Origin of the sequence: Deinococcus proteolyticus MRP (genome assembly GCF_000190555.1) — a bacterium.
GTDB lineage: Bacteria > Deinococcota > Deinococci > Deinococcales > Deinococcaceae > Deinococcus > Deinococcus proteolyticus.
The window spans coordinates 1-21,927 of the sequence record NC_015162.1; the positions used below are offsets into that span (position 1 = coordinate 1).

The following is a 21,927-nucleotide window of genomic DNA, read 5'->3' on the forward strand; positions in this document are numbered from 1 at the left end:
AGCTGCAGGTGTCAGCGGTGGGCACGAGCCTGGATGAAGTGCGCTCACGGCTGGCCCAGGGCGCAGGGCTGGCCCTAGAACGGTTGGGCGCAGTCCCAGCACGGGCGCGGTCCCTGGGGGATCTCCCGGCGGACGTGCGGGAGGCGTTCAGGGACTCGAATATTCAGGTGGAATTTCTTGAACCAAGACATCAGAACCCTGCCAGAAGGACTACACCCTGAACCGCACTTCTGCCCCCTGCTCCACCCGAGCCAGGCTCAGGCCAACCAGGGTTTCCAGCAAAGGACTGACCTTCTGCGGCGTTGCCCCTCTGAACGCAGAGGCCACTTCCTTCAAGGTCAGCGGCTGCCCGGCCGCCAGCAGGTACTCGCGCACCGCACTGAACTGCTCCGGCATTTCTCCTGGCCAGGGCATCCTCTCCACAGCGGGAAGGTGGGTCTGCACGTCCAGGCCCAGCCCCTGGGTGCCGGCGACCTTACCAGTTGGGTTCTGGTACTCCGGACGCAGCCAGCGCACCAGCCCGGCTTCCTCCTCTGCAGCTCGCTGGACGTTCAGGTCTGCCAGCGCCGCCAGCACATCCGCTTCGGCCAAGTCTGTCGGCCAGCCATAAGCGGCCGCCACCAGGGCGTCCAGTTCATCATGCAGGTCTTTCAAGATGGTGACCAAGCCGTCGTCGTGAGCTTTGCGCAGCTTGCCTTCCAGCACTTCGCCCCGGCGTAGGGCCTCCAGCGCGTTGTACATGTCCGTCATGGTCAGCTTCGGGTGCCGCGCCAGCTGCCGCTTCCGGTGAAGGTCCAGCGCTTCCGCCTTTTCACGGATGGCTTGCTGCTGCTCCGGCGTGGCACTGGGGAAAGGGAAGGTTTCAAAGCAGCGGGACTTGACGTAGACCGGGTCGTTGCCAACTCCCAAACGGCTCCCCTGCGCCAGCGCCCAGGCCACATGGAAACGGCTGGAGAGCACTCCAAGGACGTAGGCATCATCACTGGCAATCGCTACCAGCTTGTTGTCCGGCAACACCTCCGCACCCAAGAACTGGAAGAAGCGGTGCTTGGACGTTTCGACCGTGGCGATGTAGCGGGGAAGGCCCGCCAGGGCACTACGTAACTCAGTGTTCTTGCGTCCAAACAGCCACCAGTTCTCTCGGCGATATTTCTCATTGTTAGCGTCCCGCTCGGGCTTCACCGTCAGCCGCACATGCTGATAGACCTCCGGGTACCGCTCCTGCACCTCCTGGGCGCTCAGGCCGAACAGGTCAATCACCATCACTCCCCTGGGCCGCGCCGTCAGGTCACGGCCGTTGCGGTACTCGCGGATGTGCCGCTCCAGACCGGGCAACCGGCCCAGGCCCAAGTCCGCTGCATTGGGCGGAGTCAGCCCCGTCCCAGGGTCAGGCTCCGCAGTCGGGGGCACGATAAAGCCGGAGCCGTGGAGCTTCACGCCAGTGTTGCTCAGCCCTTCCATCGCCTTCAGCGGCACCGCCCCCGCCACATCTGCTCCCACCGTCAGGTCCGGATGAATCATGCCTGTGCGGGCCACCGTCTCCACCTCGTAGGCCCCGTCTACTTCCGCCCCGTCATCCACCACCACGTCCAGCACCCCAGGACTTCTCCCCGGCTGGACCACGGTCATAGCAATCCGTACCGCCGCCCCGTCCGCCGCGTCTACCCAGGGATGGTCCGGCACCGCGTACGCCAGACTCAGGTTCTTCCCTGGACCTATGAAGCCTTCAAGGACTCTCCTGTTGAACGTCTGCTTGACCGAGTTCGTCGTCACGAACCCAAAGCGCCGTAAGGCATTCTTTTCCCCGGACTTGCCCTGCGCATACGCCAGCGTCTCTGCGGCCTTGTGCCACCAGAACATCACGAAGTCCGCTGAAGCAGGCACGTCCTTATACAGCTTGCGAATCGTCTCGGTGTACCCGTCCCCCAACGCCAGCCGCATCGGCCCGGCTCCAATAAAGGGCGGGTTCCCCACGATGAAGTCCGCCCTGGGCCAGCTCGCCTTCTTCGGCTGCAGGTAGGTCACGTCCTGCACCAGCGCCGCCGGGTCCGGCACCTCACGGCCTGTCACCGGGTCCTTGAGGGTGGTGCGGCCATCCCAGCGCTGCACAGGTTCACCTTGCTTGTTCAGCCGGGGTTCTGTCGCTGCGAAGTCCAGAACCGCGTCCCGGTTTTCGATGTTGTGGTACGCCTGCAGGATCGGCTCAGGCGGCGGGTTCGCCTTGCCATGCTCACGGGCGTACAGCTGGAGGTACCCAATCCACAGCACCAGGTCTGCCACCCGCGCCGCCCTGGGGTTGAGTTCGATGCCGAGGAACTGCCGGGGGCTAATCCCAATCAGGGGAGCGACCCCGCCCAGGTCTTCCAGGGTATGAACCACTTCCGCTTCCAGCCCTTTAAGCAGCTCCATGCTCACATACAGGAAGTTGCCGGTCCCGCAAGCGGGGTCCAGAACCCGCAGGTCCTGCAAGCTGGCCAGAAAGCGTGCCACCTCCTTGCGGGCGGCCTCGCGGGCTTTCTGCTGTCCCTTGTCGTCTTTCTCCAGAGCGTCATCCAGTCGGCGCTGCACGGCGGCCTGCACACTGGCCCAGTCCCGGCGCAGCGGCTCCATGACCGTGCGGGTCACCAGCCGCTCGACGTAAGCGCGGGGGGTGTAGTGTGCGCCCAGCTTGTGCCGCTCATCCTTGTTCAGCGCCCGCTCGACCAGCGTGCCGAAGATGCTGGGTTCCACCTGGGACCAGTCGTAGCTCGCCGCTTCCCGGAACAAGCGGAGTTCCTCTCCCGTGACTGGCAACACTTCCGCGTCCTCGAACAGACCACCGTTGAAGTGCCGGATGGTGCTGCGCAGGCCCGCGCTCACTCCGCCGTGGGCCATCTTCTGCCACAGCTCTTCCAGCACCCCGCTGAAGGTCTGCGGGTCAGATTGCAGCTCCTCCAGCAACCCAGTGAACTTGCCGGGGGGAAGCAGCTCCACGTCCTCGGCGAACATGGTGAAGATCATCCGCATCAGGTAAGCGCTGACCCGCTCGGCAGTCAGGGGGGTTCCGTCCTTGTCGGGTCGCCCTTCCATTTGCCGGGAAGCCTGCGCGAGCAGCCGGGCAATCTCAGCCGTCACCTGGGCGGCTTTGGCGCTGGGGTCCAGGCTCATCGGGTCCAGCCAGATGGTGCGGAGTAGCTCGCGGACTTCCGGCTTTTCGAGGTCCTGAAGCATGATGCGGTGCTTGCCTGCAGACGGGAACGGGCGGTACGCGCCGCCGGTGCGGGTGAATTCTGCGTAGACCTCGATGGCGTGGCCCACGTCCGTGACCAGCAGGAAGGGGGGCCGGCCTTCCTCAGCGGGGAGGAAGCCCACATACTGCTGGGCCTGCTCGCGGGCACGCAGCATGAACCCGTCCCAGCCTTTGGTGCCGCGCTTGCCGTGGCCTTTCTTGACTGGCTTCTTCTTGCCCAGAATGGAGGCTTCCTGCTCGGCTTCTTCTTCGACACCCTGCTTGGCTTCCAGGACGAAGGAGCCTCTGCGGTAGAGGTCGATGCGCCGGTGGCTGACACTGCCGTCTGGGTGGTGCTCGGTCACATCACGCTCGAAGACGTAAGCGTTCTGCGTCACGTCCACGCGGCTGCCTTCGGGCCGGGGAACCCCCAGGACGTCGCAGAGGTCAATCAGGAAGCCGGTGTAGTTGGCACGTTCGCTGCCGCCGGTGTCTTTCCAGCGGGCGATGAGTTCGGCGGGGTTCACTCTCCCAGCTTAGCGAGAATCCGCTGTGCTGTCGGGCGAAATGGGCACAGCCCTATTCAGTCAACGGCACCCTATCTGAAGAGCTCCGCGATATCGTCCGAAACCACCACATGCACACCCTTCTGGGGTTCACCGTGGTACCGACCATCGGGGGCAGCAAGCATCAATAAAAGCATGTCCCGCCCCATTCCCTCTTGCTGAGACACAGCCGGATGACGGCGACGATGCACCAGTGCCGCACTTTGCACAACAGCATCATCAATCTCCTGCATTTTCTTCTGAGTCTCATCCATAAGGAACAGCCTTTCTGCTGAGTATCCTAGCGTATCAGAGAAGTACAACCGTGCTCGCGCGCCCATGCCCACGCAGGCGACTGGACTGAGCAGCGTCAGGAGCATAGAGCGTACTGAAAAAGACGTCCTGACTCAGGATAGGAACATAAGCATCACTTCGGCCCATAGACACTCGCTCGGCGATAGCCAAATGAAGCCCCAGAACGATCTCCCGGTCTCCAGACTCTCCATGCTTCCCTAAGAATCCATTGGGCACGATGATGTTCAAATTCAGTGCTCCGTAAGGCTGGTAATCGGAACGCGAGGAGTCAAGAAGGAAGTTGAACCCCACACCTGGAAGAAGTGACATAAACAGGATGAGCCTGCCCAGTGCAGCGTAGTCATCTTGATTAAGAATATGCTGGGGCAAAAAACCGGGTGGGAGCAAATCTGGATCAGCGTTCCTCTCCCTGAACTCCCCAAGTAGGGCTCGCCCGCAAGCTTCCAAATGAGGTTTCTCGCTCGGCGAAGTATGTTTGACGTGATGGCCCGACAGGTTGCCCCAAAACTCTCCCAGAGCTGAGACAGGTGCAGTCAAGCAGTCCTGCAGCAAACTGACTGGCACAGTCTTTCTCAACGTAGTCGCGGCTGGCAGGCTTCCCAAGCGAGTCGTTCCCTCAAAGCGGAGCAGCAATTGGGCCGCTGGATTGTTCCGCCCTACGCGGGGGTCATACAGCTGTTCCATCAGAGTGACCGGCGCTGGGGGTGTCTGTTGTGTGTGAGCCAACAGCGCCATATGCCACGGATCCCAAAAGTCTGCATTTGGGTAATGCCTCATCCAGCTGGAATAACGGGTCTTGGCACTGACATGGTTCATAGATAGGTTTCCAGACCTGTCCGGCCGTGTCGGTGCCAGAGAGCATGGGTGATGGTATAGGGTTCAGCCACTGCCCAGGTGATCCTTAGGCACTCAACATCGCGGTCCTGCTCATAACCTGCAAATTCACGTTTGCCAGTGTCCTCGTCGAATTCGTAAATGGCCCGCCCCCGCTCTCGCAAGATAAATGGCTGACTTGTGTTTGATACCAACTCATAGCCACTGCGTTGATAAGACGCGCAGGATTCAATCGCATCTTCGTACCCAATGACGCAATCCTTATTGATGACGACAGACGCGTAGAGTGCCCGACTGCCCCGGGCTGTCCCGACGTGGTCCGTGGGTTTGAACCCGTGGCACGCAGCGGACTCTAGGCGCTGCTCAGAAACAGGATTTCCGTTTTCCTCAGATACGGCGTCTCGCATTGCTTTGAGGTACTTCTCGCGGTCAGGGTACGCTTCTGGCACAGCCAACCGTACTGCCTTCTGCTTATATGTGGCGGCCTCCTGCAACAGGCGGTTCGCCATGAACACCTGCTGGACATCTGTAGACATGCGATCAGCCAGGACGACTTGACATAACTCTTGGACCTGCTTCTCTCTGGCTGTCCCGTAAAACATGGGGTGCTGAGCAAGAGCCTCCCAGCGCCGCTCAGCGCGTTTGGGTTCGTCTTCCCACTCTTTGCAGAAGAGACCCAGAAAACGGAGGTCTGCGAGCATCTCCTCATCTGCATCGCTCAAGGAAGCCCACCTCTCCTTAAGATCATTCAGCTGGCCGGTAAAACGACCTGGAACAGGAACCACCTGCACAAGCAGTTCACGGACCAGATCAATCATCCCTTCTGTAGAAAGTGCCTGTGAGTTCAGCTGCAGACGGTTAAGCAGCTTCAACCTCTGCTTGCGAACCGTTTTCGAGTGTCCCTCGATATATCCGTCGGTCACCCCGTAGAGATCTCTCATACAGTCTAGGCCGATCTCCAGGATCTCCGAGGTCACCAAGTCCTTTACGGCAATGAGCCTCTTGGCTTTCTTCGGTTTACCGCAACCATGGCACAGCTGATGGGCGCTATATACCCTGTCTTCAATGGCGCAGTAATCCCCTGCCTGCAGGAGAGGAGCGCCGAACTTGGCCAAAGCAATAGGAGTGGTTTTGAAAGTCAGTGGCAGGTCTAAAGGCTCAGCCTTGAGCGGCTTTTCTCGCACAGCTCAGTATAGAATTCTCAGCCCCACGGTCCGACCAAAGGTGAGGCCACTCTGCCCAGACAAGGCACCATAGAAATAGGACGCCATTGATCTCTCACGTCAGCACACGCCTCAGCTGCGTCATCACCTGCGCCTCTAAGACCTCTTCCCAGGTCAGGGCCCAGCCCTGTTCCCAGACAAAATTACTCTGACGCCGCTGGTAGACCCGCAACCCATCCGCAGAGGCCACCACTAACGCCTTTGCCTGAAGACGCAGTGCATAGGACTTGGCCTGCCAGAACGCTTCCTTCCAATCCCGCTCATGGGGGGTGCGGTACTTCACCTCAATCAACGCCTGCACCCGCTGCTCTGGAAAGTCGCCTGTCACTCCCAGCACATAATCGGGGTAGTTCCGCTCACCCCGGCCCATCCGCACCGGCAGCTGCCGCACCCAATCCTCGTCTGTCAGGCCCAGGCGTTCTAGCAGTGGCTCGACCAGCTGGAGTTCCACATCGCGCTCACTTCCCAGTTGCTCCAGCCTGGCGCTCGGCAGGACAGGTAACCCTGGAACCTGTGCCGGGTCCAGTCCCCTCCCTATGAGGGCGTCCATCAGTTCCTGGTACTCCTCACGGGTGAGCAAGGCCCCACTGGCTCCCTGCATGCGCCGGGCCACCAGACCGCTGCGCGACATTACTGGCCCGCTGGACAGTTCCCGGTAGCTGAGCGGCGGTACCCGCTGAAAGTGACCGACCTGTACTGCCTGCTTGTAATGGAAGAAGGGAGACAGATAACCGTCCTCCACTACCCGGCCCAGCGCGTAGAGCTGCTTCAAAGGAGAGTAGAGGTACATCAGCACCACATCCCCCCGGCGCATGTTGAGGTTCCCCTGCCAGGCCGCCCGGCCCTGATCCCCCTGCTCAATGAGATAGTCCATGTGCCCCTTGGCCCCATCCTCTTCGCTGTTCCCAATCAGAAGCCAGGCATTCAGCGGTTCCGGAAGCGTTTCATCCGCCCGGGTCAGGTATAGCGGTGCAAAGTCATTCATGAACGCCAGCAGCTCAGGCAGGCTCATGCCGTGCTCTATGCGGAAATTCTGGAAGGCTTGGCTGTAATCGGAGAAGTAGAGCCAGCGAGCTTTGAAGTCTCGCTTCGGCGGAATGGGCGGCAGAGCGATAGCAAATTCGCGGGCCATCTGGTCAACACCCCAGTAGTTGTCCTGAAAGCCGTAAGGCACGAAGACGTCAGGATGGGCCAGATGGAGGGCCAGAGAAATGAGGTGGAGGTTGTCCAGCGCCAGATACTCATCCAACTGAAACGCTTCACCTGCGACCAGAAAGGAGGGGCCATCTTCTGAAACCAGAGCGTGCAGAAGCTCACGGGCCTGCTCAGGAGAAGAAGCAGGCTGCGCCTGTGCAAAAGCTTTGACGCCTTCTATAAAGTTGAGAACATCCGGTGCAGGCGGGACCATAGGTGAGCCTGCCTCTATCGCCTCTTCAAGGTGATCGGCCCCGTTGAGCACTTCGAGGTAAAGGCCAGACGTACGGTACTCGGTAGGAAGCCTGCTGAAGTAGTCCAGCATCGCCTGCCCACCCGGTGTCCCTTCGTAGAGTTCCCAGACGTAGGGATGCAACTTGCCCATTCAGTCCCCGAACGACCAGCAACTGAAGGCGAACAACTGCGCTTCCGGCCTCACTCGCAGGCCACTCCGTCCCCGTCTCTATCCATGGCCGGACGGTATCCCGGCTGCCCACGCCGCAGCGGTGCCGCACCAGCAGCACGGGCCGCCGAGCAGTTGGCGTAGTAGACGTTGCTGGGAGCCGGCGCAGGAGTGGCAGGACGCGGGCGGGGGGCAGGCGCCGGCTGGGCAGCAGGTTTGGGAGTTGGAACAGGGGCCGGACGTGGCGCTGCAGCTGGCTGAGCCTGGACCGGTGCCTGAGCACGTCGCAGAGGGATCGCCCCAGCGCAGAGCTTGCCCGGCGCCGAGGCGTTCAGCGGCAAGCCCACGGAGAACTCCGGCCAGAAACTCTGCAGGTCCTTGATGCTGACCTCGTACTGGCCGTACTGGGCACCACTCAGCTTACCCAGGGCGATGTTGGGCATCACCCACAGCCTGTAGTCGTTGCCATCAGTCCACATTTTGAAGAAGCTGCTGGGGATGGTGACCCGGTTCCTGCCGTTCAGGCTGCCCGACTTCCCTAGGGTGCCGGTCAATACGGTCAGGCTGCCGGTCTGCTTGGCACAGGCACGGGTGGCGTCCTCCAGGCCGTTCCAGGCCTGCTGATTGAAAGTGGGTTCCTGGGGCGCAATGTTGCTCAGCAGGAAGGAGTTGTCCATTGCGGTAGCCGAGTATTTGAAGTCCGCTGCAGGCGCCAAGTGGCCCCGGTCATACCCGCTGCCCCGGTAGTCGTTTATATCGGCACGGGCGTTGAGGGGCAGACGGTCATCGGCTCTGAAGTTGTCTTCTCTGGGCACAGTACCGCTTAACTTCGCTGGCGTGAGCACTTCGGCGACCAGGCGAGGGATGCGGTCAGTCAGGGAGTACCGGACCTGCATATCAGCAGTGCAGAGGCTGAACAGTCGCTCACCCTTATAGGTGTCGGTGAGGCGAGCCGGCGAGGTCAGGCAGCCGGCAGGCTGGGCCTGGGCTGAAGGAGCCAGCAGCAGCGCTGTGCCGGTCAGAAGCAGGAGAACAGAGGAGCGCACCCGTTCAGCATATCGGTTTGTCCCGACTGGCAAGACCACACCTGAGCAGACCGGCAAGGTGGGACGGCAGCAGGTACGCTGAAGGTATGACCAGCGCCAGCGAAACCGACACTCCCACCACCGCCCGCATCATCGATATGGAGACCGGCGCAGTCGAGCTGCGGGAGTTCGCTTCGGCCGCCGAGGCCCGGCGCAGCTTCGCCAGAGAAACTGAGCAGCTACTGGTCTGGGAACATCAGGACACCCGCTGGACCGCCACCCTGGAAGGCCGCGAGTATCAGGTGGACATGGACCACATCAAGACAGAAGAAGAGGGGCCTGCTGAAGAAGCAAGCACCCTGTCTGAAGCCTGAACCCTACTCGGTCAGGTCTTTGAGAATGCGCTCAACTTCTTCCAGCAAGACTTCATTCCAGGACCAGGCCTGCCCACTTCCAGGCTGAGTTCTGACGCGCTGCAATAAGGCGCACACCCCACGGCTCAGCACCAACGCTTCGGCCCCGGACAGCGGCGTCTGCATGGAGACCTTAGCCCGCTGTCCATCCTCGAAACGCAGGACTCCCAGGACGAAGAGTGCGGCCCCCTGGAGGCGGCCCATCTCCCAGAATCCACTCCATCCCAGTGCCTGTGCCTGGTCAAGTAGTGCCCGGAGCGTCTGGGCCGGTTCTTCCGGAGGACGCGCCCGGTAACTTTCGACCTGCTGATACAGCTGGCTGAGTTGCTGAACCTCCCGGGGGGAAGCCACCGGCTGGGTAGACAGGGCCAGAGCTTGCTGCTCACCGAACCACAGCTTCAGGCCAGGGGCATAGCCACCCGTCAGCTGCAGGGCGCGGCGCAGCACGTCATATTCGGCAGGCGTCAGATGGAGCTCTCCATCCTGGGTAGGATGCTCCAAGCCAAACGCCGCGTCATAAGCCTTCAGCGCACGCCGCACGGCTGCAGCGGACAGTCCCGTCTCGGTCATCAGGGTTTCGGCAGTGAGACCAGCAGAAGCGTTCTGTGTCATGCCCTTATGGTGAGTGCGAATCTGGTTGGTTCAGCACCGGGTCCGTTTTGGGAGCGTCCTCCTCGGATAGAAATTCTCTCCTGCTTGCCGCGACCAGTTCCGGATCGTTCAGGGTCTTTTCCATCAGGCTGGTCAGGTGGTACACGTACCGCTGCAGCTGCTCCATCTGGTTGCCCTGAATGGCCACCAGGTCCATCAGCGCCTCGACCGTCCCTTCCAGCCGCTCGATCACTTCCACAGCCTGGGCACCCGAAACGGCCATATCGGCCACCGACTCCCGCTCCCCGAAAGAAGTCGTCAGCCCCAGTTCCTCCCGCAGCAGGTCGTCGTAACTGTGACCTTCAGTCTCCTGACGGACGATGACCCGCGCCAGCATCTCGAACTGTTCTGCGCTCAGGCTCAAGCGCTTGTTGGTCCTGCCGCTGATACGGTGAAGGGGCGTGCGCGAAAGGGCGGAAAGCTGATGGGCCAGACGAAGAAGCGTGCGCTCACTTCGCACAAAACTGGGCGCGGTCGGCCCTTCCTGATGCAGCGTCAGCGCCTGCAGGTAACGCTCCAGCAGCTTGATGGTGTGCGGCCCTTCCGGGATTGGCAGAGACAGGATGGTCACCGGAAAAATATAGCCGACTTCCCGTTACAGTTATCTGACCATTTTAGAAACGATTCGGCCACAAAACCGCGCTACTTTAACGGCGGAATAAAAATCGGCAGAAAATACCCGCCGACAGGTTATTGACGAAAATGATAAACACGGCATTTTTCGCTGCACTTCCAGCCTTCATCCCAGTCTCATCTGGGAAGGCGGTCGCCAGGGCGGACCAGGGGCATTTTTGGACTTCAGGTTTTTACAGAAACTAAACGTCCCCCTTCTTCCACCCCCCCGCCCAATCACCCATCCACACCCGCCCAGACAGCTCGGAAGCCCTTCAGATACCCCAAAATAACCTCAGCTCACAATGTAGAACAGGTCACATCATCCCAAAACCACTCAGAATCCTCTCAGAACCCCCCTGCCCGGCCCCAGCCGCAGCCTCTGGCGGATTTGCCCGCGGGAAGCCTGCCTGCCTGCCGCCCGTCCCGCTTCCCCCTCGCCCACCCTGCAGGCGGGCGTCAGAGGACCATCTTGATTCCGGAAAGGGCAGGTGGAGATATGAAGCGATAACAGCCGCTGGCACACAGCACTGCATCCCTCGCTCCAGAACTGCACTGGAGCGATGAAAGAACCAGCAGCAGGCAAGGGAGTCACCGCCCAAGCCTGATGCCGCAAGCCCCAACCGGGTAACCCCCGGGATACGCAGGACACCCAGGCATGCACGCCTGCTGAAGGTGCTCCGGAGTGCGGTCCGCAGGCGGACCACTCCACTTCAGCCTTCCCCTCTTCTGACCACCTGCAGGTCCGGGTCAGAAGCTGTACCGCAGGACCCGCCGGCGGCCCAAGGGGGCCACGCCACCTCGCCGAGAAGAAGGTGGAAGACCTGAAGGACCACGCAACCTTGGGCCACCGTGGACGCGCGGTGAAGCGGGAGGACCGGGCGCGGTGCTCCCCTTTTTTTATGTCGGGGGCGGTCAGTCCCCCGGCCTGCCAGTCCCCAGCTCCGGCCAGTCCCCCGCCTGCCCTGCTCCCTTGTCGTTCCCTCGCCCCGGCCAAAGCACCGGGGCGCACCACAGGGCATCGCCGGTGAAGGTTGCCGGCGACAAGACCCACCTCACGGGGCTGATGCAGCACTGCATCACTGCATCACTGCCCCTGTCCGGAGGCGGCCCTGGGGCAGGGCCACACCTCCACCCCTCCCCGCCTGCGGCTGGACCGGGCGGGGAGGGGCGCGGCAGAACCAGCCGGGGGGCCACGGGCGGCCCACGCTTCTCCACCGCAAGAGAGAAGACGTCCCAGGGTGCATGACCGCCCCAGGGCCACTGCCACAGCGCAGTGAAGCGGGAGGGCCGTGCGGCCTTCCCCTTTTTTTATGTCCCGCCCGGCCAGTCCCCAGCCAGCCAGTCCCCAGCCAGCCAGTCCCCAGCCAGCCAGTCCACTTCTTCTTTGCCCTCCCGGCTGGGCCTGCTCCCCCCAGATGGGACAAGGTGGGCGGGTGGATCTCTGAGCTCCGGAAGAACCCTCGCCCCGGAACAAGCACCGGGGCAGAAGAAGGGATATGAACAAAGACACCAACGTGGATACCGCCTTCGCCGGCGGATTCTTCACCACCTTTGAGAATGGCGAGTGCGTCTTCTACGACGCTGATGGCGTGTGCCACAGCGTCACCCCTGACACCGTGGCCGCAGTGGTGGCCTCGGGCACCCCCCGCGATGTGGTGGCCTTGCACGAGGATGTGCAGGGCCGGACCGACGCCGTGGCCCAGGTGGTGGGCCCCCACGTCGCTCGCTACGCGGGGGCTGTGGACGCGGCAGACGCGGACGCATCCACGCCGTACGGCACGGTGGTCGCCCGCTCCGACGGCTTCTACACCGTCTGCCCTGCAGATGCGCCTGGGGCAGTCGTCGTCGCCAGCCACGATGACAGTGGCGCGTGCGACGGCACTCAGGTGTCCCGCTGCTACGGCGTCCCCTGCACGCCGTAAGGAGGGGAGGGCCGTGCGGCTCTCCCCTTTTTTTATCTCCCGCCCGGCCAGTCGCCAGCCAGCCAGTCCCCAGATGGGACAAGGTGGGCGGGTGGATCTCTGAGCTCCGGAAGAACCCTCGCCCCGGAACAAGCACCGGGGCAGAAGAAGGGACATGAAGTATCCCAAACTCCATGGCTGGGCCTACGTTGACTACCGGATTCGCCGCGGCAAAGGTCCGTCCGTGGGCCGCCAGCACCTCAAGCGCCGGACGCGGCGCGACGCTCGCCGCCGCCTCAACCAGGAGGTGGCGAAGGAACTGTCCGGCCTCGACGTTGGGCCGGCCTGACCGTTGCAGCTGTTTTCGCCAGGGAGCCACAGCGCTCCCCTTTTTTTATGTCCCGCCCGGCCAGTCGCCAGCCCGGCCCACTTCTTCTTTGCCCTCCCGGCTGGGCCTGCTCCCCCAGATGAGGCAAGGGGGGAGGGTGGATCTCTGAGCGCAATGGGGGTCGGGTGCGAGAACCGCTTCCCGTGGGGCTGGACCTGCGAGCGGGGACTGCAGGGGGCAGTCAAGCAGCAGGCCCCTCCCTGGCGAAACAGCACGCCAGGGGGAGAAGCGACATGAACAAATTGCTGAACCAGCTGACCGCCTGCAGCCTTGGAACCATCCTCACGGGCCTGCTCCTCTCGTTGCTGCTGTTCGCTCTGGTGACCGCCGCCTTCGGACTGATCGCCAGTCTGGTCAGCAGCATCACTGGAAGCCCGCTGGCCCTCATCGGCCTGATGATGCTGGGCTACTTCATGTTCGGCCAGGACCGCTCCTCGTGAACGAGGAACGTCAGCGCATCCGGAAATGGATTGCAGAAATCGAGCAGCGCATCCAGGCCGCTGAAGTGGGTTCCGCCGAACGGCAATGGGCCGGGGACGACCTGGCCAGAGCCTACGGCGAGCTGGAAGAGTGCGACCGACGCAGGCAAGCCAACGACACCTGACCCCCCAGGGAGCCACAGCGCTCCCCTTTTTTTATGTCGGGGGCGGTCAGTCCCCCGGCCTGCCAGTCCCCGGCTTCTTCTTTGCCCTCCCGGCTGGGCCTGCTCCCCCAGATGAGGCAAGGGGGGCAGGTGTATCTCTGATCGCAACGGGGGTCAGGTGCGAGAACCCCTTCCCGTGGGGCTGGGCCCCGCGGGAAACAGACTGCCCCCTCGCCCCGGCCATCCCTGGCCGGAGCACACGGAGGGGCATGAACTACATCGTTTACGTTCCGGCCACCCGCGAGCTGTGCTTCCAGGGCATGCGCGAGCCCCGCAGCCTCGCCTTCCCCGAGCAGTACCGCGAGGTCACCCGCATCCAGGCCCCGGACCTGCGCCGCACATTCGCCCTGCTGCAACACGGCCGCCCCGGCTGCCTGATGCCAGAGGGCGAGGCCAGCTTCTCGGTCGGCGGCGTGCTGGTGGAGGAAGGTGGTCTGCAGGGCCCCGTCACCCTGCGCTGCCTGGACGCCGGGTGGGAAGTGCTGACACGGGGAGAGGCATGAGCCGGGCCGAGGTGTTCGCGGAAGCGGCCGCCCAGCTGGTGCACAGCGGCCACGTCATGACCGACACCCGCCGGGCGGCAGGGCCTTTCGGCTATCAGGAGGCCTACCTGATCCGTGACGGTCAGGAGCGCCGCAGTGTCCTCACCTACCTGGCCCTGCGCCGGGGCACGGACGTCACCCTGGTGGATGACCAAGCGGGCACCGTGATGCAGTTCAGCTTAACGGGGTTCGCAGCGTGGACCGGGGACCCCGTGGAGAAGTTCCTGCGGTACCACGCCGTGCCCAGGGAACTCCCGCTGGCCGAAGCAGACCTGGAGGATGTAATCCAGGCGTGCTGGGACGAAGCCGTGGGCTGACTGACTCCCTCGCCGGGGAAACATGAGGGCAAGATGCTCCTCCCGGCTTCGCCGTCCGGAGCGCCCTCACCCCCGGCAGCAGGGAGGGGTATGGACGACATGACACTGACCGACATCACAGTGACTGCCACCGTCGCTGCCGTCATCGCCACTGCCGCCGCGGCGATTCCCGAAACTGGCACCGAGGAGCGAGAACGCCACACGTCACAGACCATAGCTCAGACCCGTCTCACCTGCCTGATGGCAGGGGTCACTGCCGAGCTATGCCCTGAGGCGATCATCATCTGGACGCGGGACGAAGGAGGAATCAGCTTTCAGATCGACCCACAGGGCTACACGGAAATCAGGGTTCACACACCACAGACACTGGAACACCTGCGGAACACCCACACACAGACTGGGGGAACGGTCTCGGCTGCCAAACTGATGGACGCCTACCCGGTGGCCGCGTCTGTCCGGTTGTGTCCACCGGGAATGGGATGGTGTCCGGAAATGGGCGATTGCAACTGGTACTCAGCAGAACCGGAACACATCGAACGACTCGCAACTGCTGTCCGGGCGTTCAACAACCTGGACATGGGCGCGGAAGAAATACTGGACTTGCTCTCCCCCAGCCTGCCCTGACCGCCCCCACAGCCCCCCCAGAGCCGGGGGGCTTTTTTTACCTCGGACCCGGTCAGTCGCCCCGCTTCCCCCTCGCCGGGAGAAAGACACCCCGGCAGCAGGGAGGGACATGGACATTCAACTGAGCCCGACCCGTGCCCTCATCGAGCAGCTGCACACCAGTCTGCGCCAGAGCTTCGAGTCGTCGTGCGAGCACATCCGGACGTCGCACTTCTACCCGGACGAACTGATCCCGCACTTCCCGGCGGCACGCCAGCAACTGGACACGGCCATCCGCGAGAGCGAAGCCCTGCTCGCCAGCGCCGGACCGCAGGACGCCCTGTCCCGGCTGTACGAACTTGGGGCCGGGTACAGCAGCGAGCGGCCCACCCCCGTGCGCGAGATTCTCCTGGAGGTGACCGAGGGTCCCTTCCTCTGGTTGTCCGCCGTTCTGAACCCCGACCCTTCAGACCTGCTGCCCTGACGGACGGGCGCGGCTGTGCTCCCCTGCCCCCCGTGCAGGGGCTTTTTTTATGCCGGGCCCGGCCAGTCCCCACTTCCCCCTCGCCGGGGAACAGAACCCCGGCAAGGATAGGGGCATGAACATCACCCAGAACAAGGACGGCAGCCTGACCCTGCAGCTGCAGGACCTCACCGTCACCGGCACCCAGCAGCAGCTGCGCGACCTCGCGGACGAGCTGGACTTCCCGGCCACCGTCTCCCAGGGCGACCTGCCCGGCGAGCTGTCCGTGAAGGCCGGCCCGGACTGCGTCACCCTGGGCGGCCGGGTCACGCTGGACCTGAGGGACATCTCCGCGCTGGTGTACCTCATCACCCGGACGGTCGGCCGCAACTGCGAAGGGATGCACGCGCAGTGCCAGGGCCACTCGCAGCCGGGCGAAAACCTGTGTGAGCCCTGCGCCCACTTTGAGGGGCTGGAGGTGGACCCGGAAGAACAGGCGCGGGTGGACCGCCTGCTGGCCGCCTTGCCGGACGGACTCTACACGGCCAGCGAGATGCGGGAGTATCTGGAGTGAGCGGCACTTCCGTTGCCCGTGACCTGAGCGCGCCTGCCCCCACCTTTCCCGACCAGTGCTTCGCCCTGATGGAGCGGCACGCCGCCCTGGCCCGGCAGCGCAGCGGATACCGGGGCGCGCTGCACCAGCTGCTGGCGTGCGGCTTTCACTCAGCAGGTGTGGACCTGCAGTACCTGCGGGCCTGCACGGACGCTCCCCTGCCTGCTGCCCCCCAGTTGCCTGGCGTGTCCGACCTGGTCGGCTTCGTAGAAGAACAGGACAAGAACGCGGCCTTACGCAGACTGGACCATCGCTGGCAGACACAGTCCGAGCGGGGCGATGTTCAGGGCACGGCCCTGTGCCGGGCTGCCAGCGGGTACGAGAGACAGCACATGGCAGAAGTGGCCAGCGGCGCAGACCTGTCTGAAGAAGACGAGCTGGTCCTCAGCCGCTGGCAGGCGGACATCTGCTACGACGAAGAGGAAGCCACCCTCCGGCTGGTAGAACTGCTGGACCCGGAGCTGGCGCTGCGCCTGAAACAGTGCAGCGAGGCTCAGGACATCCCGGCAGAACCCGCGGACGCGTAAGGCCCTTCCCAGTCCCCCACGTGGGGGCCTTTTTTTATGTCCGGCCCGGTAGTCCCACGCTCCCTCGCCGGGGGAACAGCACCCCGGCAGAAGAAGAGACATGAACACGAACGACATCCGCAGCACACTGAAAACCGCCGCCGCCGAACTGGACAAGGAGAGTCGGGAGCAGTACAGCCGTATCCGCCAGGAAATGGTCGTCGCGGCGGGCACGCTGCGGTCCATCGCCGCCAGTTTGCCGGCGGAAGGCGCTCTGGGTTACCTGCGTCAGCAGCGTGAGCTGCTGGACAGCCAGGACGAGCTGTTTGCCTGGAGCCGCCTCGGCGAGATCCTCTGGGACGCAAACATGGCCGAGCTGGACCGGCAGATGGACGCCCTGCTCGCAGAACTGCGGGCCTCCTGAGCTTGTGCCCCCCCAGGTGGGGGCCTTTTTTTATGTCTGCCCCGGTCAGTCCCTACGCTCCCTCGCCGGGGAACAGCACCCCGGCAGCAGGAGGGGTATGAACTACGCCATCTATGAGCCCACCGTGACCCTGCCCAACTGCCAGCAGCTCCAGTTCCCACAGGACTACCGCCTCACCGGCAATGTCCAGGGCGAGGACCTGAAGGCCGCCTTCATGGACGCCCAGGCCCAGGGGCTGCGCGTAGAGCCTGGCACGGTGCTCGAAGAACTCTCCGGCGAGGGCGCACAGCACCGCTGCATCCAGGTTCAGTGGGAGCTGCTGCCGAAAGACACGGACCGAGTGGCCCGGATTCATCCGCTGCAGTGGGAAACTTTACAGGCACCCGTCTGAAACGCTGGCCTGACAGCCCCCCCCTCGCCCCGGAAAACCGCCGGGGCGCAGGACGGGGCATGAAACACATGTTGATTGCTGCCGTACTCGCCCTCTCCACCTCCTGCGCCCTGGCTGCCCCCGGCTCCACACCCGGCGCCGACAGTCCCAGTGCCCCGCTGGACTGCAGCGGCTACACGCTCACCACGCTGACCTTCCGCGCGTCCGGTGAAGCGCAGGCCCCTGGGGACGTCACCCAGGTCACCGAGGTGGGCCGCGAGACCAAACAGCGCTGCACGGCCCAGCACTTCGACAGCGGCCCCCCCGTCACTGCCCGGCCTCAGCTGCCCGCTGGAAGGCAGGCGCAGCTCGCCGTCATACAGCCGTAACGGTCCCCGGCTTCCCGCACAGGGAAGCCTTTTTTTATGTCTGGCCCGGTCAGTCGCCCCCCCGCCCAGCCTCTTGCCCTCCCTCGCCGGGGAGGGACACCCCGGCAAGAGAAGAAGCATGAACAATGTCACCAATACGGCCCCTGCCCCACTCGCCCTGCCCAGCCCCCTGGACGCCGCACTGAAGCGGCTGCGGGACGCCGCACAGCACCACAACACCTGGACCGTCCCACACAGCCAGGACAATGAGCGCCCCATCTCCGTGAGCGCGGAAGGGGAGCACATCGTCCTGCGGAGTGAGGACCGCGAGGAACGCTTCACAGCCGACGGCCTGATCATTCACGGCCGGGGGGGCAGCTTCAACCTGGAGTACGCTCAGGATGAAGCCATGGCCCTGGACACCGTCATGCCTCTGAACCGGCCGGTGGATCTGCTGGGCAGCGAGGGCGAAGGTCACATGGCGCGGCTGTACCGCTGGCTTGCGGAAGCCGGCTTCACCGTGCACAGCTCCTGGATGCGCCGCTGGAGGTACCACTTCATGGCCTGGCTGCTGCGGGCGAGCCGCGTGGAAGCGGACGGCCGGGAAACCGTACTGTGGTTCACTGAGCGCGAGGCCGATTGGGAGGGCGGCTCGGACGAGCTGTACGCGGGCACGCACTGGCTGGCCACCTTCCTGAGTCCTCACGATCAGGAAAGCTGGGCGCTGTTCAGCATGACCGACGAGGAACTCAGGGCCGACGAGCAGACGTACGGCATCACCCTCACACCGCAGCCGGACGCCCTGGAGATGTACGGCTGGCGACTTTCGCACGCGGCGCTGGACGCACTGATTCAGGCGGCCCAGAATGGCACCCTGAAAGACGCAGCCATTCCGGACGGCGTGCCCAGCAGCTTTTACCGGGAGAACCTGTACCTCCAGCACGTCCTTCACCGGGTCAGCCGCGAGGAGGCCATCCAGGAACGCCAGCGGCAGGAACAGGAGCGGCAGGAACGGGAGCGGCAGGAACGCCAGCGGCTCTCGCAATCGCCGGTCACGGTCACCCACGGGGGCGAGACAGACCCGGACGATCTCCCCTTCTGAACCTGCCCGCTCCCCTCTCCCTCGCCCCGGAAGAGAGCACCGGGGCAGAAGAAGGGGCATGAAAATCAAATCAGCAACCATCCCCCCCCGTCAAAGCTTCCTCGATATGGGCCGGGTGGAGGCCACCTTCGAGGACGGCAGCACTGCTGTGGTGCTGGAATTCTACCCGGACGAGGTCAGCTACTCGCCTCAGGAGTTCATCGGCAAGACCAGGGAAGAGGTCCGGGCCATGCACCGCGCCAAGGACCGGGCGTACTTCCTGAGCTGAGCTCTGGCCTGCCCCCCCACCTGAAACGGGTGCGGGGGGCCTTTTTTTATGCCCGGCCCGGTCAGTCCGCATACTTCCCCTGAATCCCTGGAGAATGAACCCCTGAAGAACCCTCGCCCCGGAAAAGCACCGGGGCAGAAGAGAAGCAGATACCACACTCACCCGGAAAGGAGGGACAGCGTGGAAAAAATCGTTATTACCCGGCACCAGGGCCTGCTGGAGTTTCTCCGCGAGGAGGGACTGCTGGACGGCTCTGAACGGGTGCAGGCGCACGCCTCGGAAGAGGATGTGCGCGGCAAGCACGTCATCGGCGTGCTGCCCCTGCACCTGGCCGCCCTGGCCGCGCAGGTCACCGTCGTCGAGATGGGACACTTGCCTGCCAGCGAGCGGGGCCGCGAACTGAGCGCCGAGGAAACCCGGCGCTGGCACAGCGGCATCAGAACCTTCCGGGTCACGGAAGTCTGACGCTCCACACATGGTCCCACACACCCAGCTCAGCGCCGCCGTGGGTGACGGCCCGCCTGAGCGCCCCTGCAGGGAGCCGCCTGGGTTCAGGCTGCTCCCTTTTTTTTATGCCCCGCCCGATCAGTCCCCGCACGTCCTCCCTGAATCCCTGAAGAATGAACCCCTGAAGAACCCTCGCCCCGGAAAAGCGCCGGGGCAAAACAAGCAGCATGAACTTTGAATTTCAGGGGCAGGATTTCAGAACGTACATCTATTCCAGCGGCGAGACCACGCTGGAGATTACCTGTGATATGCAGGGCGAACGCGAGCGCATCGTCCTCGCCCAGCCGGGCCAGGTCGCCCTGCGCTACCACGAGGAGCGCGGCTTCTGGTATGACTTCAAAGGCCTGGCGGTAGAGGTGCCCGCCTCCATCAGCGAGGCCGCCCTGAAGGTGGCCTTCACCCACCACTGAACCCACCGGGGCCCGACGTGGCCCCCTTTTTTTATGCCCAGTCCGGCCAGTCGCCAGCCCGCCCCCGCACGTCTTCCCTCTCCTGGGGTGCCAGGGTGCCCCAGGAGGAGCAGCGTCCATGTCAAACATCAAAATCGTGAATGTACGGCACTGGAAGGGCGAAGAGGGCTGGAGCGGCATCTACTGCGGACGGGGCCGCGCCCCGCACGGCATGGAAGCCGCAGGACTGGGCAATCCGCTCAAAGTCGGCCAGGGCTACACCCAGGGAGAAGCGGCGGCAGCGTACCTGCCCCACTTGCGGAAACGCTGCCGCACGGACACCCACGAGCGGCGCACCGTGCTCGCGCTGGCACGGCGGTACCACGCAGGCGAGAACTTGGCGCTGGCCTGCTGGTGCAGCCCAAAACCGTGCCACTGTGAGGCCATCCAGGCGGACGTGGTGGGGTTCGCTGGCCGGATGTAGGGCCGGATGCTGGGCCGCCAGTCCATCCCCGCGCCTCCTTCTGTGTTCTGGTGCCGGGCTTGCTCCCCCAATGGTGAGGCGGGCGGGGGCAGGGGTGTCCCTCACCACACGGGCGGCCCTCCCGCGTGGTGATGACAGGGGCATGAAACGAAACGCCACCCGCACGAATGACCGCATCCGCACCACCCGCAAACGGATCAGCCGCAGCGCTCCAAAACGGCAAGGCCGACCGGCACAGCCCCGGCGCAGCTACGAAGAACGCCGCACGGACAAGTACCAGGAGTGGAAGCATGTTTGAGCTGCCCACCACCCGCGAGTCCCCCCGGACCGGCGCACGCTACGTCCAGGCCCTGAGCATGACCGTGGACCAGCTGGACCTGAAAACCGGCACGCAGGTCCGCACGGAAGCCATGGAGTACGTCCTGGGCCGCGCACCTCAGGTCACCACCGCCGAGGTCGATGGGCTCGCCCGGCTGGCCCTCAACGAGGCCGCCCGCTTTCCGGAACTCAGGCGCTGCGCTGAGCAGCTGCGCGCCCTGCAGCAGTGTCACCACCACAGCGTGGAAGCGTTGGCTCAGAGCACAAGCGCACAGACCGGTGCCAGCCGCCTGCAGGCCTGAACCAACCAGATTCGCACGCATGCTGAAGATACCCTCCCCCGGAAAAAACACCGGGGAAGGAAAAAGGTAAGCCTGAAACGGGCTTAAAGGAGAACACCATGAACAAAGTAACTCTCATTGGAACCATCACCCGCAGCCCCGAATTCCGCAATAACAACGGCCTGGACATCCTGGAGATGACCGTGGGCGGTGAGCGCCGCGAAGGAGACAAGAGCTTCCCCTTCTACGGCCGCGTCAACGTGCTGGGCAAGCGCGTGGCCAGCATCCAGAGCGCCGGCCTGGCACAGGGTGACGCGGTGCTGGTCGAAGGCACCCTGGAACAGAACTCCTGGGAAACCGAGGGCGGCGAAAAGCGCTCGGCCCTGAGAATCAAGGGCATGAACGTCCAGAAACTCAGCGGCAACTTCGAAACCGAGCAGGACCAGAGCGGCGGCCTGCGGATGAAAGGCGGGCGCAACCTGGTGCAGCTGAGCGGCCACCTGGGCCAGGACGCCGAAGTGCGCCAGACCGACAAGGGCGCGGTCGCCGACCTGCGCCTGGCCGTCACCGAGTCCTGGACGGACAAGGACGGTGAGCGTCAGGAAAAGACCCACTGGGTGACCGTCACCGTGTGGCGCGAGCTGGCCGAGCGGGCTGAAAGCATGCGCAAAGGAACCCCCGTCTACATCGAGGGCGCGCTGGTGAACGACTCCTGGACCGACAAGGAAGGCAACAAGCGCAACACCCAGAAGGTGGAGGCCTGTGACCTGCAGGTGCTGCAGCGCTTCAGCAAGCCTGCTGACAGCAAGCCCAGCGGCAGCGCGAGGCCGGAAGTGGTGCGGAGCGCAGCCAGCCAGGGTGCAGAAGGCGCAGCGCCCAGCGACGAAGACATGCCGTTCTGACCCCTGCACCCAGGGCCCCCCACTGCGGGGGCTTTTTTTATGTCCGGCCCGGTCAGTCCCCCGCCCTCCCCCCGCGCCGCTGAACCCTCCCCGGACACAGCACCGGGAAACG

General features: G+C 63.9%; 30 protein-coding genes. 22 read left to right on the forward strand and 8 right to left on the reverse strand.

Annotated elements, in window-relative coordinates:
• Window positions 1-210: 210 nt before the first annotated feature.
• The 6 genes from DEIPR_RS11560 to DEIPR_RS14650 all read right to left on the reverse strand — a co-directional run bounded on the left by DEIPR_RS11560 (window position 211) and on the right by DEIPR_RS14650 (window position 8,768).
• Entirely contained in the window at window positions 211-3,735 is a 3,525-nt protein-coding gene (locus DEIPR_RS11560; protein ID WP_013615763.1) for a class I SAM-dependent DNA methyltransferase, read from the reverse strand.
• A 71-nt stretch (window positions 3,736-3,806) separates the two neighbouring features.
• Window positions 3,807-4,028 (reverse strand): hypothetical protein, encoded by a 222-nt coding sequence (locus DEIPR_RS11565; RefSeq protein WP_013615764.1) that lies wholly within the window; start codon window positions 4,026-4,028, stop codon window positions 3,807-3,809.
• 34 nt (window positions 4,029-4,062) lie between these two features.
• On the reverse strand, window positions 4,063-4,605 hold the full coding sequence (locus DEIPR_RS11570; protein ID WP_148231975.1) for a hypothetical protein: 543 nt from the start codon (window positions 4,603-4,605) through the stop codon (window positions 4,063-4,065).
• Window positions 4,606-4,880: 275 nt separating this feature from the next.
• Entirely contained in the window at window positions 4,881-6,086 is a 1,206-nt protein-coding gene (locus DEIPR_RS11575) for a hypothetical protein (protein ID WP_013615766.1), read from the reverse strand.
• Between the two features lie 94 nt (window positions 6,087-6,180).
• Window positions 6,181-7,704: a hypothetical protein gene (locus DEIPR_RS11580; protein WP_013615767.1), complete on the reverse strand. Its 1,524-nt coding sequence runs from the start codon at window positions 7,702-7,704 to the stop codon at window positions 6,181-6,183.
• 50 nt (window positions 7,705-7,754) lie between these two features.
• Window positions 7,755-8,768: a DNA/RNA non-specific endonuclease gene (locus DEIPR_RS14650; RefSeq protein ID WP_049775310.1), complete on the reverse strand. Its 1,014-nt coding sequence runs from the start codon at window positions 8,766-8,768 to the stop codon at window positions 7,755-7,757.
• A gap of 86 nt (window positions 8,769-8,854) precedes the next feature.
• Between DEIPR_RS14650 and DEIPR_RS11590 the strand changes: the two genes are divergently transcribed.
• Window positions 8,855-9,121 (forward strand): hypothetical protein, encoded by a 267-nt coding sequence (locus tag DEIPR_RS11590; protein WP_013615769.1) that lies wholly within the window; start codon window positions 8,855-8,857, stop codon window positions 9,119-9,121.
• Window positions 9,122-9,124: 3 nt separating this feature from the next.
• On the opposite strand, the gene DEIPR_RS11595 is transcribed toward DEIPR_RS11590, so the two are convergent.
• Both DEIPR_RS11595 and DEIPR_RS11600 read right to left on the reverse strand, forming a co-directional pair.
• Window positions 9,125-9,772 carry a hypothetical protein gene (locus tag DEIPR_RS11595; RefSeq protein WP_013615770.1) on the reverse strand — a complete coding sequence of 216 codons (648 nt, stop codon included), beginning with the start codon at window positions 9,770-9,772 and terminating at the stop codon, window positions 9,125-9,127.
• 4 nt (window positions 9,773-9,776) lie between these two features.
• The gene (locus DEIPR_RS11600) at window positions 9,777-10,382 is read right to left on the reverse strand and encodes a hypothetical protein (protein ID WP_041223050.1); all 606 of its coding nucleotides are present in this window, start codon (window positions 10,380-10,382) and stop codon (window positions 9,777-9,779) included.
• Between the two features lie 1,540 nt (window positions 10,383-11,922).
• On the opposite strand from DEIPR_RS11600, the gene DEIPR_RS11605 reads away from it, so the two are divergent.
• The 21 genes from DEIPR_RS11605 to DEIPR_RS11690 all read left to right on the forward strand — a co-directional run bounded on the left by DEIPR_RS11605 (window position 11,923) and on the right by DEIPR_RS11690 (window position 21,815).
• Complete coding sequence (locus DEIPR_RS11605; protein ID WP_013615771.1) at window positions 11,923-12,348, forward strand: hypothetical protein; 426 nt, start codon at window positions 11,923-11,925, stop codon at window positions 12,346-12,348.
• A gap of 154 nt (window positions 12,349-12,502) precedes the next feature.
• Window positions 12,503-12,676 (forward strand): hypothetical protein, encoded by a 174-nt coding sequence (locus DEIPR_RS14220; protein ID WP_013615772.1) that lies wholly within the window; start codon window positions 12,503-12,505, stop codon window positions 12,674-12,676.
• Between the two features lie 272 nt (window positions 12,677-12,948).
• Window positions 12,949-13,155, forward strand: coding sequence for a hypothetical protein (locus DEIPR_RS11610; RefSeq protein ID WP_013615773.1), 207 nt, complete (start codon window positions 12,949-12,951; stop codon window positions 13,153-13,155).
• Complete coding sequence (locus tag DEIPR_RS14225; RefSeq protein WP_013615774.1) at window positions 13,152-13,319, forward strand: hypothetical protein; 168 nt, start codon at window positions 13,152-13,154, stop codon at window positions 13,317-13,319. The genes DEIPR_RS11610 and DEIPR_RS14225 overlap by 4 nt, the downstream gene beginning before the upstream one ends.
• A 248-nt stretch (window positions 13,320-13,567) precedes the next feature.
• Window positions 13,568-13,861 carry a hypothetical protein gene (locus DEIPR_RS11615; RefSeq protein ID WP_013615775.1) on the forward strand — a complete coding sequence of 98 codons (294 nt, stop codon included), beginning with the start codon at window positions 13,568-13,570 and terminating at the stop codon, window positions 13,859-13,861.
• On the forward strand, window positions 13,858-14,217 hold the full coding sequence (locus DEIPR_RS11620; protein ID WP_013615776.1) for a hypothetical protein: 360 nt from the start codon (window positions 13,858-13,860) through the stop codon (window positions 14,215-14,217). The genes DEIPR_RS11615 and DEIPR_RS11620 overlap by 4 nt, the downstream gene beginning before the upstream one ends.
• A 90-nt stretch (window positions 14,218-14,307) precedes the next feature.
• Window positions 14,308-14,841 (forward strand): hypothetical protein, encoded by a 534-nt coding sequence (locus DEIPR_RS11625; protein WP_041223051.1) that lies wholly within the window; start codon window positions 14,308-14,310, stop codon window positions 14,839-14,841.
• A 109-nt stretch (window positions 14,842-14,950) separates the two neighbouring features.
• Window positions 14,951-15,304: a hypothetical protein gene (locus tag DEIPR_RS11630; protein WP_013615778.1), complete on the forward strand. Its 354-nt coding sequence runs from the start codon at window positions 14,951-14,953 to the stop codon at window positions 15,302-15,304.
• A gap of 115 nt (window positions 15,305-15,419) precedes the next feature.
• Entirely contained in the window at window positions 15,420-15,857 is a 438-nt protein-coding gene (locus DEIPR_RS11635) for a hypothetical protein (protein WP_041223052.1), read from the forward strand.
• The gene (locus tag DEIPR_RS11640) at window positions 15,854-16,423 is read left to right on the forward strand and encodes a hypothetical protein (RefSeq protein ID WP_013615780.1); all 570 of its coding nucleotides are present in this window, start codon (window positions 15,854-15,856) and stop codon (window positions 16,421-16,423) included. Before DEIPR_RS11635 ends, DEIPR_RS11640 begins: the two co-directional genes overlap by 4 nt.
• Before the next feature lie 100 nt (window positions 16,424-16,523).
• Entirely contained in the window at window positions 16,524-16,826 is a 303-nt protein-coding gene (locus DEIPR_RS11645) for a hypothetical protein (protein WP_013615781.1), read from the forward strand.
• Window positions 16,827-16,923: 97 nt separating this feature from the next.
• Window positions 16,924-17,217, forward strand: coding sequence for a hypothetical protein (locus DEIPR_RS11650; protein WP_013615782.1), 294 nt, complete (start codon window positions 16,924-16,926; stop codon window positions 17,215-17,217).
• A gap of 59 nt (window positions 17,218-17,276) precedes the next feature.
• Window positions 17,277-17,585, forward strand: a complete 309-nt coding sequence (locus tag DEIPR_RS11655; RefSeq protein ID WP_013615783.1) for a hypothetical protein — start codon at window positions 17,277-17,279, stop codon at window positions 17,583-17,585.
• A 118-nt stretch (window positions 17,586-17,703) separates the two neighbouring features.
• On the forward strand, window positions 17,704-18,666 hold the full coding sequence (locus DEIPR_RS11660) for a hypothetical protein (RefSeq protein WP_013615784.1): 963 nt from the start codon (window positions 17,704-17,706) through the stop codon (window positions 18,664-18,666).
• A 58-nt stretch (window positions 18,667-18,724) separates the two neighbouring features.
• Complete coding sequence (locus DEIPR_RS14010; protein WP_148231976.1) at window positions 18,725-18,934, forward strand: hypothetical protein; 210 nt, start codon at window positions 18,725-18,727, stop codon at window positions 18,932-18,934.
• A gap of 180 nt (window positions 18,935-19,114) precedes the next feature.
• On the forward strand, window positions 19,115-19,399 hold the full coding sequence (locus tag DEIPR_RS11665; RefSeq protein ID WP_013615786.1) for a CRISPR-associated protein Csx16: 285 nt from the start codon (window positions 19,115-19,117) through the stop codon (window positions 19,397-19,399).
• A gap of 209 nt (window positions 19,400-19,608) precedes the next feature.
• Window positions 19,609-19,851 carry a hypothetical protein gene (locus DEIPR_RS11675; RefSeq protein WP_013615787.1) on the forward strand — a complete coding sequence of 81 codons (243 nt, stop codon included), beginning with the start codon at window positions 19,609-19,611 and terminating at the stop codon, window positions 19,849-19,851.
• A gap of 118 nt (window positions 19,852-19,969) precedes the next feature.
• Window positions 19,970-20,314, forward strand: coding sequence for a DUF4326 domain-containing protein (locus DEIPR_RS11680; RefSeq protein WP_013615788.1), 345 nt, complete (start codon window positions 19,970-19,972; stop codon window positions 20,312-20,314).
• 142 nt (window positions 20,315-20,456) lie between these two features.
• Window positions 20,457-20,612: a hypothetical protein gene (locus tag DEIPR_RS14230; RefSeq protein ID WP_013615789.1), complete on the forward strand. Its 156-nt coding sequence runs from the start codon at window positions 20,457-20,459 to the stop codon at window positions 20,610-20,612.
• A complete protein-coding gene (locus DEIPR_RS11685; protein WP_013615790.1) occupies window positions 20,605-20,934 on the forward strand; it encodes a hypothetical protein in 330 nt (109 codons plus the stop codon). The genes DEIPR_RS14230 and DEIPR_RS11685 overlap by 8 nt, the downstream gene beginning before the upstream one ends.
• Window positions 20,935-21,032: 98 nt before the next feature.
• Window positions 21,033-21,815 (forward strand): single-stranded DNA-binding protein, encoded by a 783-nt coding sequence (locus tag DEIPR_RS11690; protein WP_013615791.1) that lies wholly within the window; start codon window positions 21,033-21,035, stop codon window positions 21,813-21,815.
• Window positions 21,816-21,927 lie beyond the last annotated feature (112 nt).

What these genes read in the sequence shown, in the direction of transcription:
- DEIPR_RS11565 (WP_013615764.1), bottom strand. Translation starts at nt 4,028, where the DNA reads ATGGATGAGACTCAGAAGAAAATGCAGGAGATTGATGATGCTGTTGTG.
- DEIPR_RS11580 (WP_013615767.1), bottom strand. Translation starts at nt 7,704, where the DNA reads ATGGGCAAGTTGCATCCCTACGTCTGGGAACTCTACGAAGGGACACCG.
- DEIPR_RS11590 (WP_013615769.1), top strand. Translation starts at nt 8,855, where the DNA reads ATGACCAGCGCCAGCGAAACCGACACTCCCACCACCGCCCGCATCATC.
- DEIPR_RS11595 (WP_013615770.1), bottom strand. Translation starts at nt 9,772, where the DNA reads ATGACACAGAACGCTTCTGCTGGTCTCACTGCCGAAACCCTGATGACC.
- DEIPR_RS11605 (WP_013615771.1), top strand. Translation starts at nt 11,923, where the DNA reads ATGAACAAAGACACCAACGTGGATACCGCCTTCGCCGGCGGATTCTTC.
- DEIPR_RS14220 (WP_013615772.1), top strand. Translation starts at nt 12,503, where the DNA reads ATGAAGTATCCCAAACTCCATGGCTGGGCCTACGTTGACTACCGGATT.
- DEIPR_RS11610 (WP_013615773.1), top strand. Translation starts at nt 12,949, where the DNA reads ATGAACAAATTGCTGAACCAGCTGACCGCCTGCAGCCTTGGAACCATC.
- DEIPR_RS11615 (WP_013615775.1), top strand. Translation starts at nt 13,568, where the DNA reads ATGAACTACATCGTTTACGTTCCGGCCACCCGCGAGCTGTGCTTCCAG.
- DEIPR_RS11620 (WP_013615776.1), top strand. Translation starts at nt 13,858, where the DNA reads ATGAGCCGGGCCGAGGTGTTCGCGGAAGCGGCCGCCCAGCTGGTGCAC.
- DEIPR_RS11625 (WP_041223051.1), top strand. Translation starts at nt 14,308, where the DNA reads ATGGACGACATGACACTGACCGACATCACAGTGACTGCCACCGTCGCT.
- DEIPR_RS11630 (WP_013615778.1), top strand. Translation starts at nt 14,951, where the DNA reads ATGGACATTCAACTGAGCCCGACCCGTGCCCTCATCGAGCAGCTGCAC.
- DEIPR_RS11635 (WP_041223052.1), top strand. Translation starts at nt 15,420, where the DNA reads ATGAACATCACCCAGAACAAGGACGGCAGCCTGACCCTGCAGCTGCAG.
- DEIPR_RS11645 (WP_013615781.1), top strand. Translation starts at nt 16,524, where the DNA reads ATGAACACGAACGACATCCGCAGCACACTGAAAACCGCCGCCGCCGAA.
- DEIPR_RS11650 (WP_013615782.1), top strand. Translation starts at nt 16,924, where the DNA reads ATGAACTACGCCATCTATGAGCCCACCGTGACCCTGCCCAACTGCCAG.
- DEIPR_RS11655 (WP_013615783.1), top strand. Translation starts at nt 17,277, where the DNA reads ATGAAACACATGTTGATTGCTGCCGTACTCGCCCTCTCCACCTCCTGC.
- DEIPR_RS11660 (WP_013615784.1), top strand. Translation starts at nt 17,704, where the DNA reads ATGAACAATGTCACCAATACGGCCCCTGCCCCACTCGCCCTGCCCAGC.
- DEIPR_RS14010 (WP_148231976.1), top strand. Translation starts at nt 18,725, where the DNA reads ATGAAAATCAAATCAGCAACCATCCCCCCCCGTCAAAGCTTCCTCGAT.
- DEIPR_RS11675 (WP_013615787.1), top strand. Translation starts at nt 19,609, where the DNA reads ATGAACTTTGAATTTCAGGGGCAGGATTTCAGAACGTACATCTATTCC.
- DEIPR_RS11680 (WP_013615788.1), top strand. Translation starts at nt 19,970, where the DNA reads ATGTCAAACATCAAAATCGTGAATGTACGGCACTGGAAGGGCGAAGAG.
- DEIPR_RS14230 (WP_013615789.1), top strand. Translation starts at nt 20,457, where the DNA reads ATGAAACGAAACGCCACCCGCACGAATGACCGCATCCGCACCACCCGC.
- DEIPR_RS11685 (WP_013615790.1), top strand. Translation starts at nt 20,605, where the DNA reads ATGTTTGAGCTGCCCACCACCCGCGAGTCCCCCCGGACCGGCGCACGC.
- DEIPR_RS11690 (WP_013615791.1), top strand. Translation starts at nt 21,033, where the DNA reads ATGAACAAAGTAACTCTCATTGGAACCATCACCCGCAGCCCCGAATTC.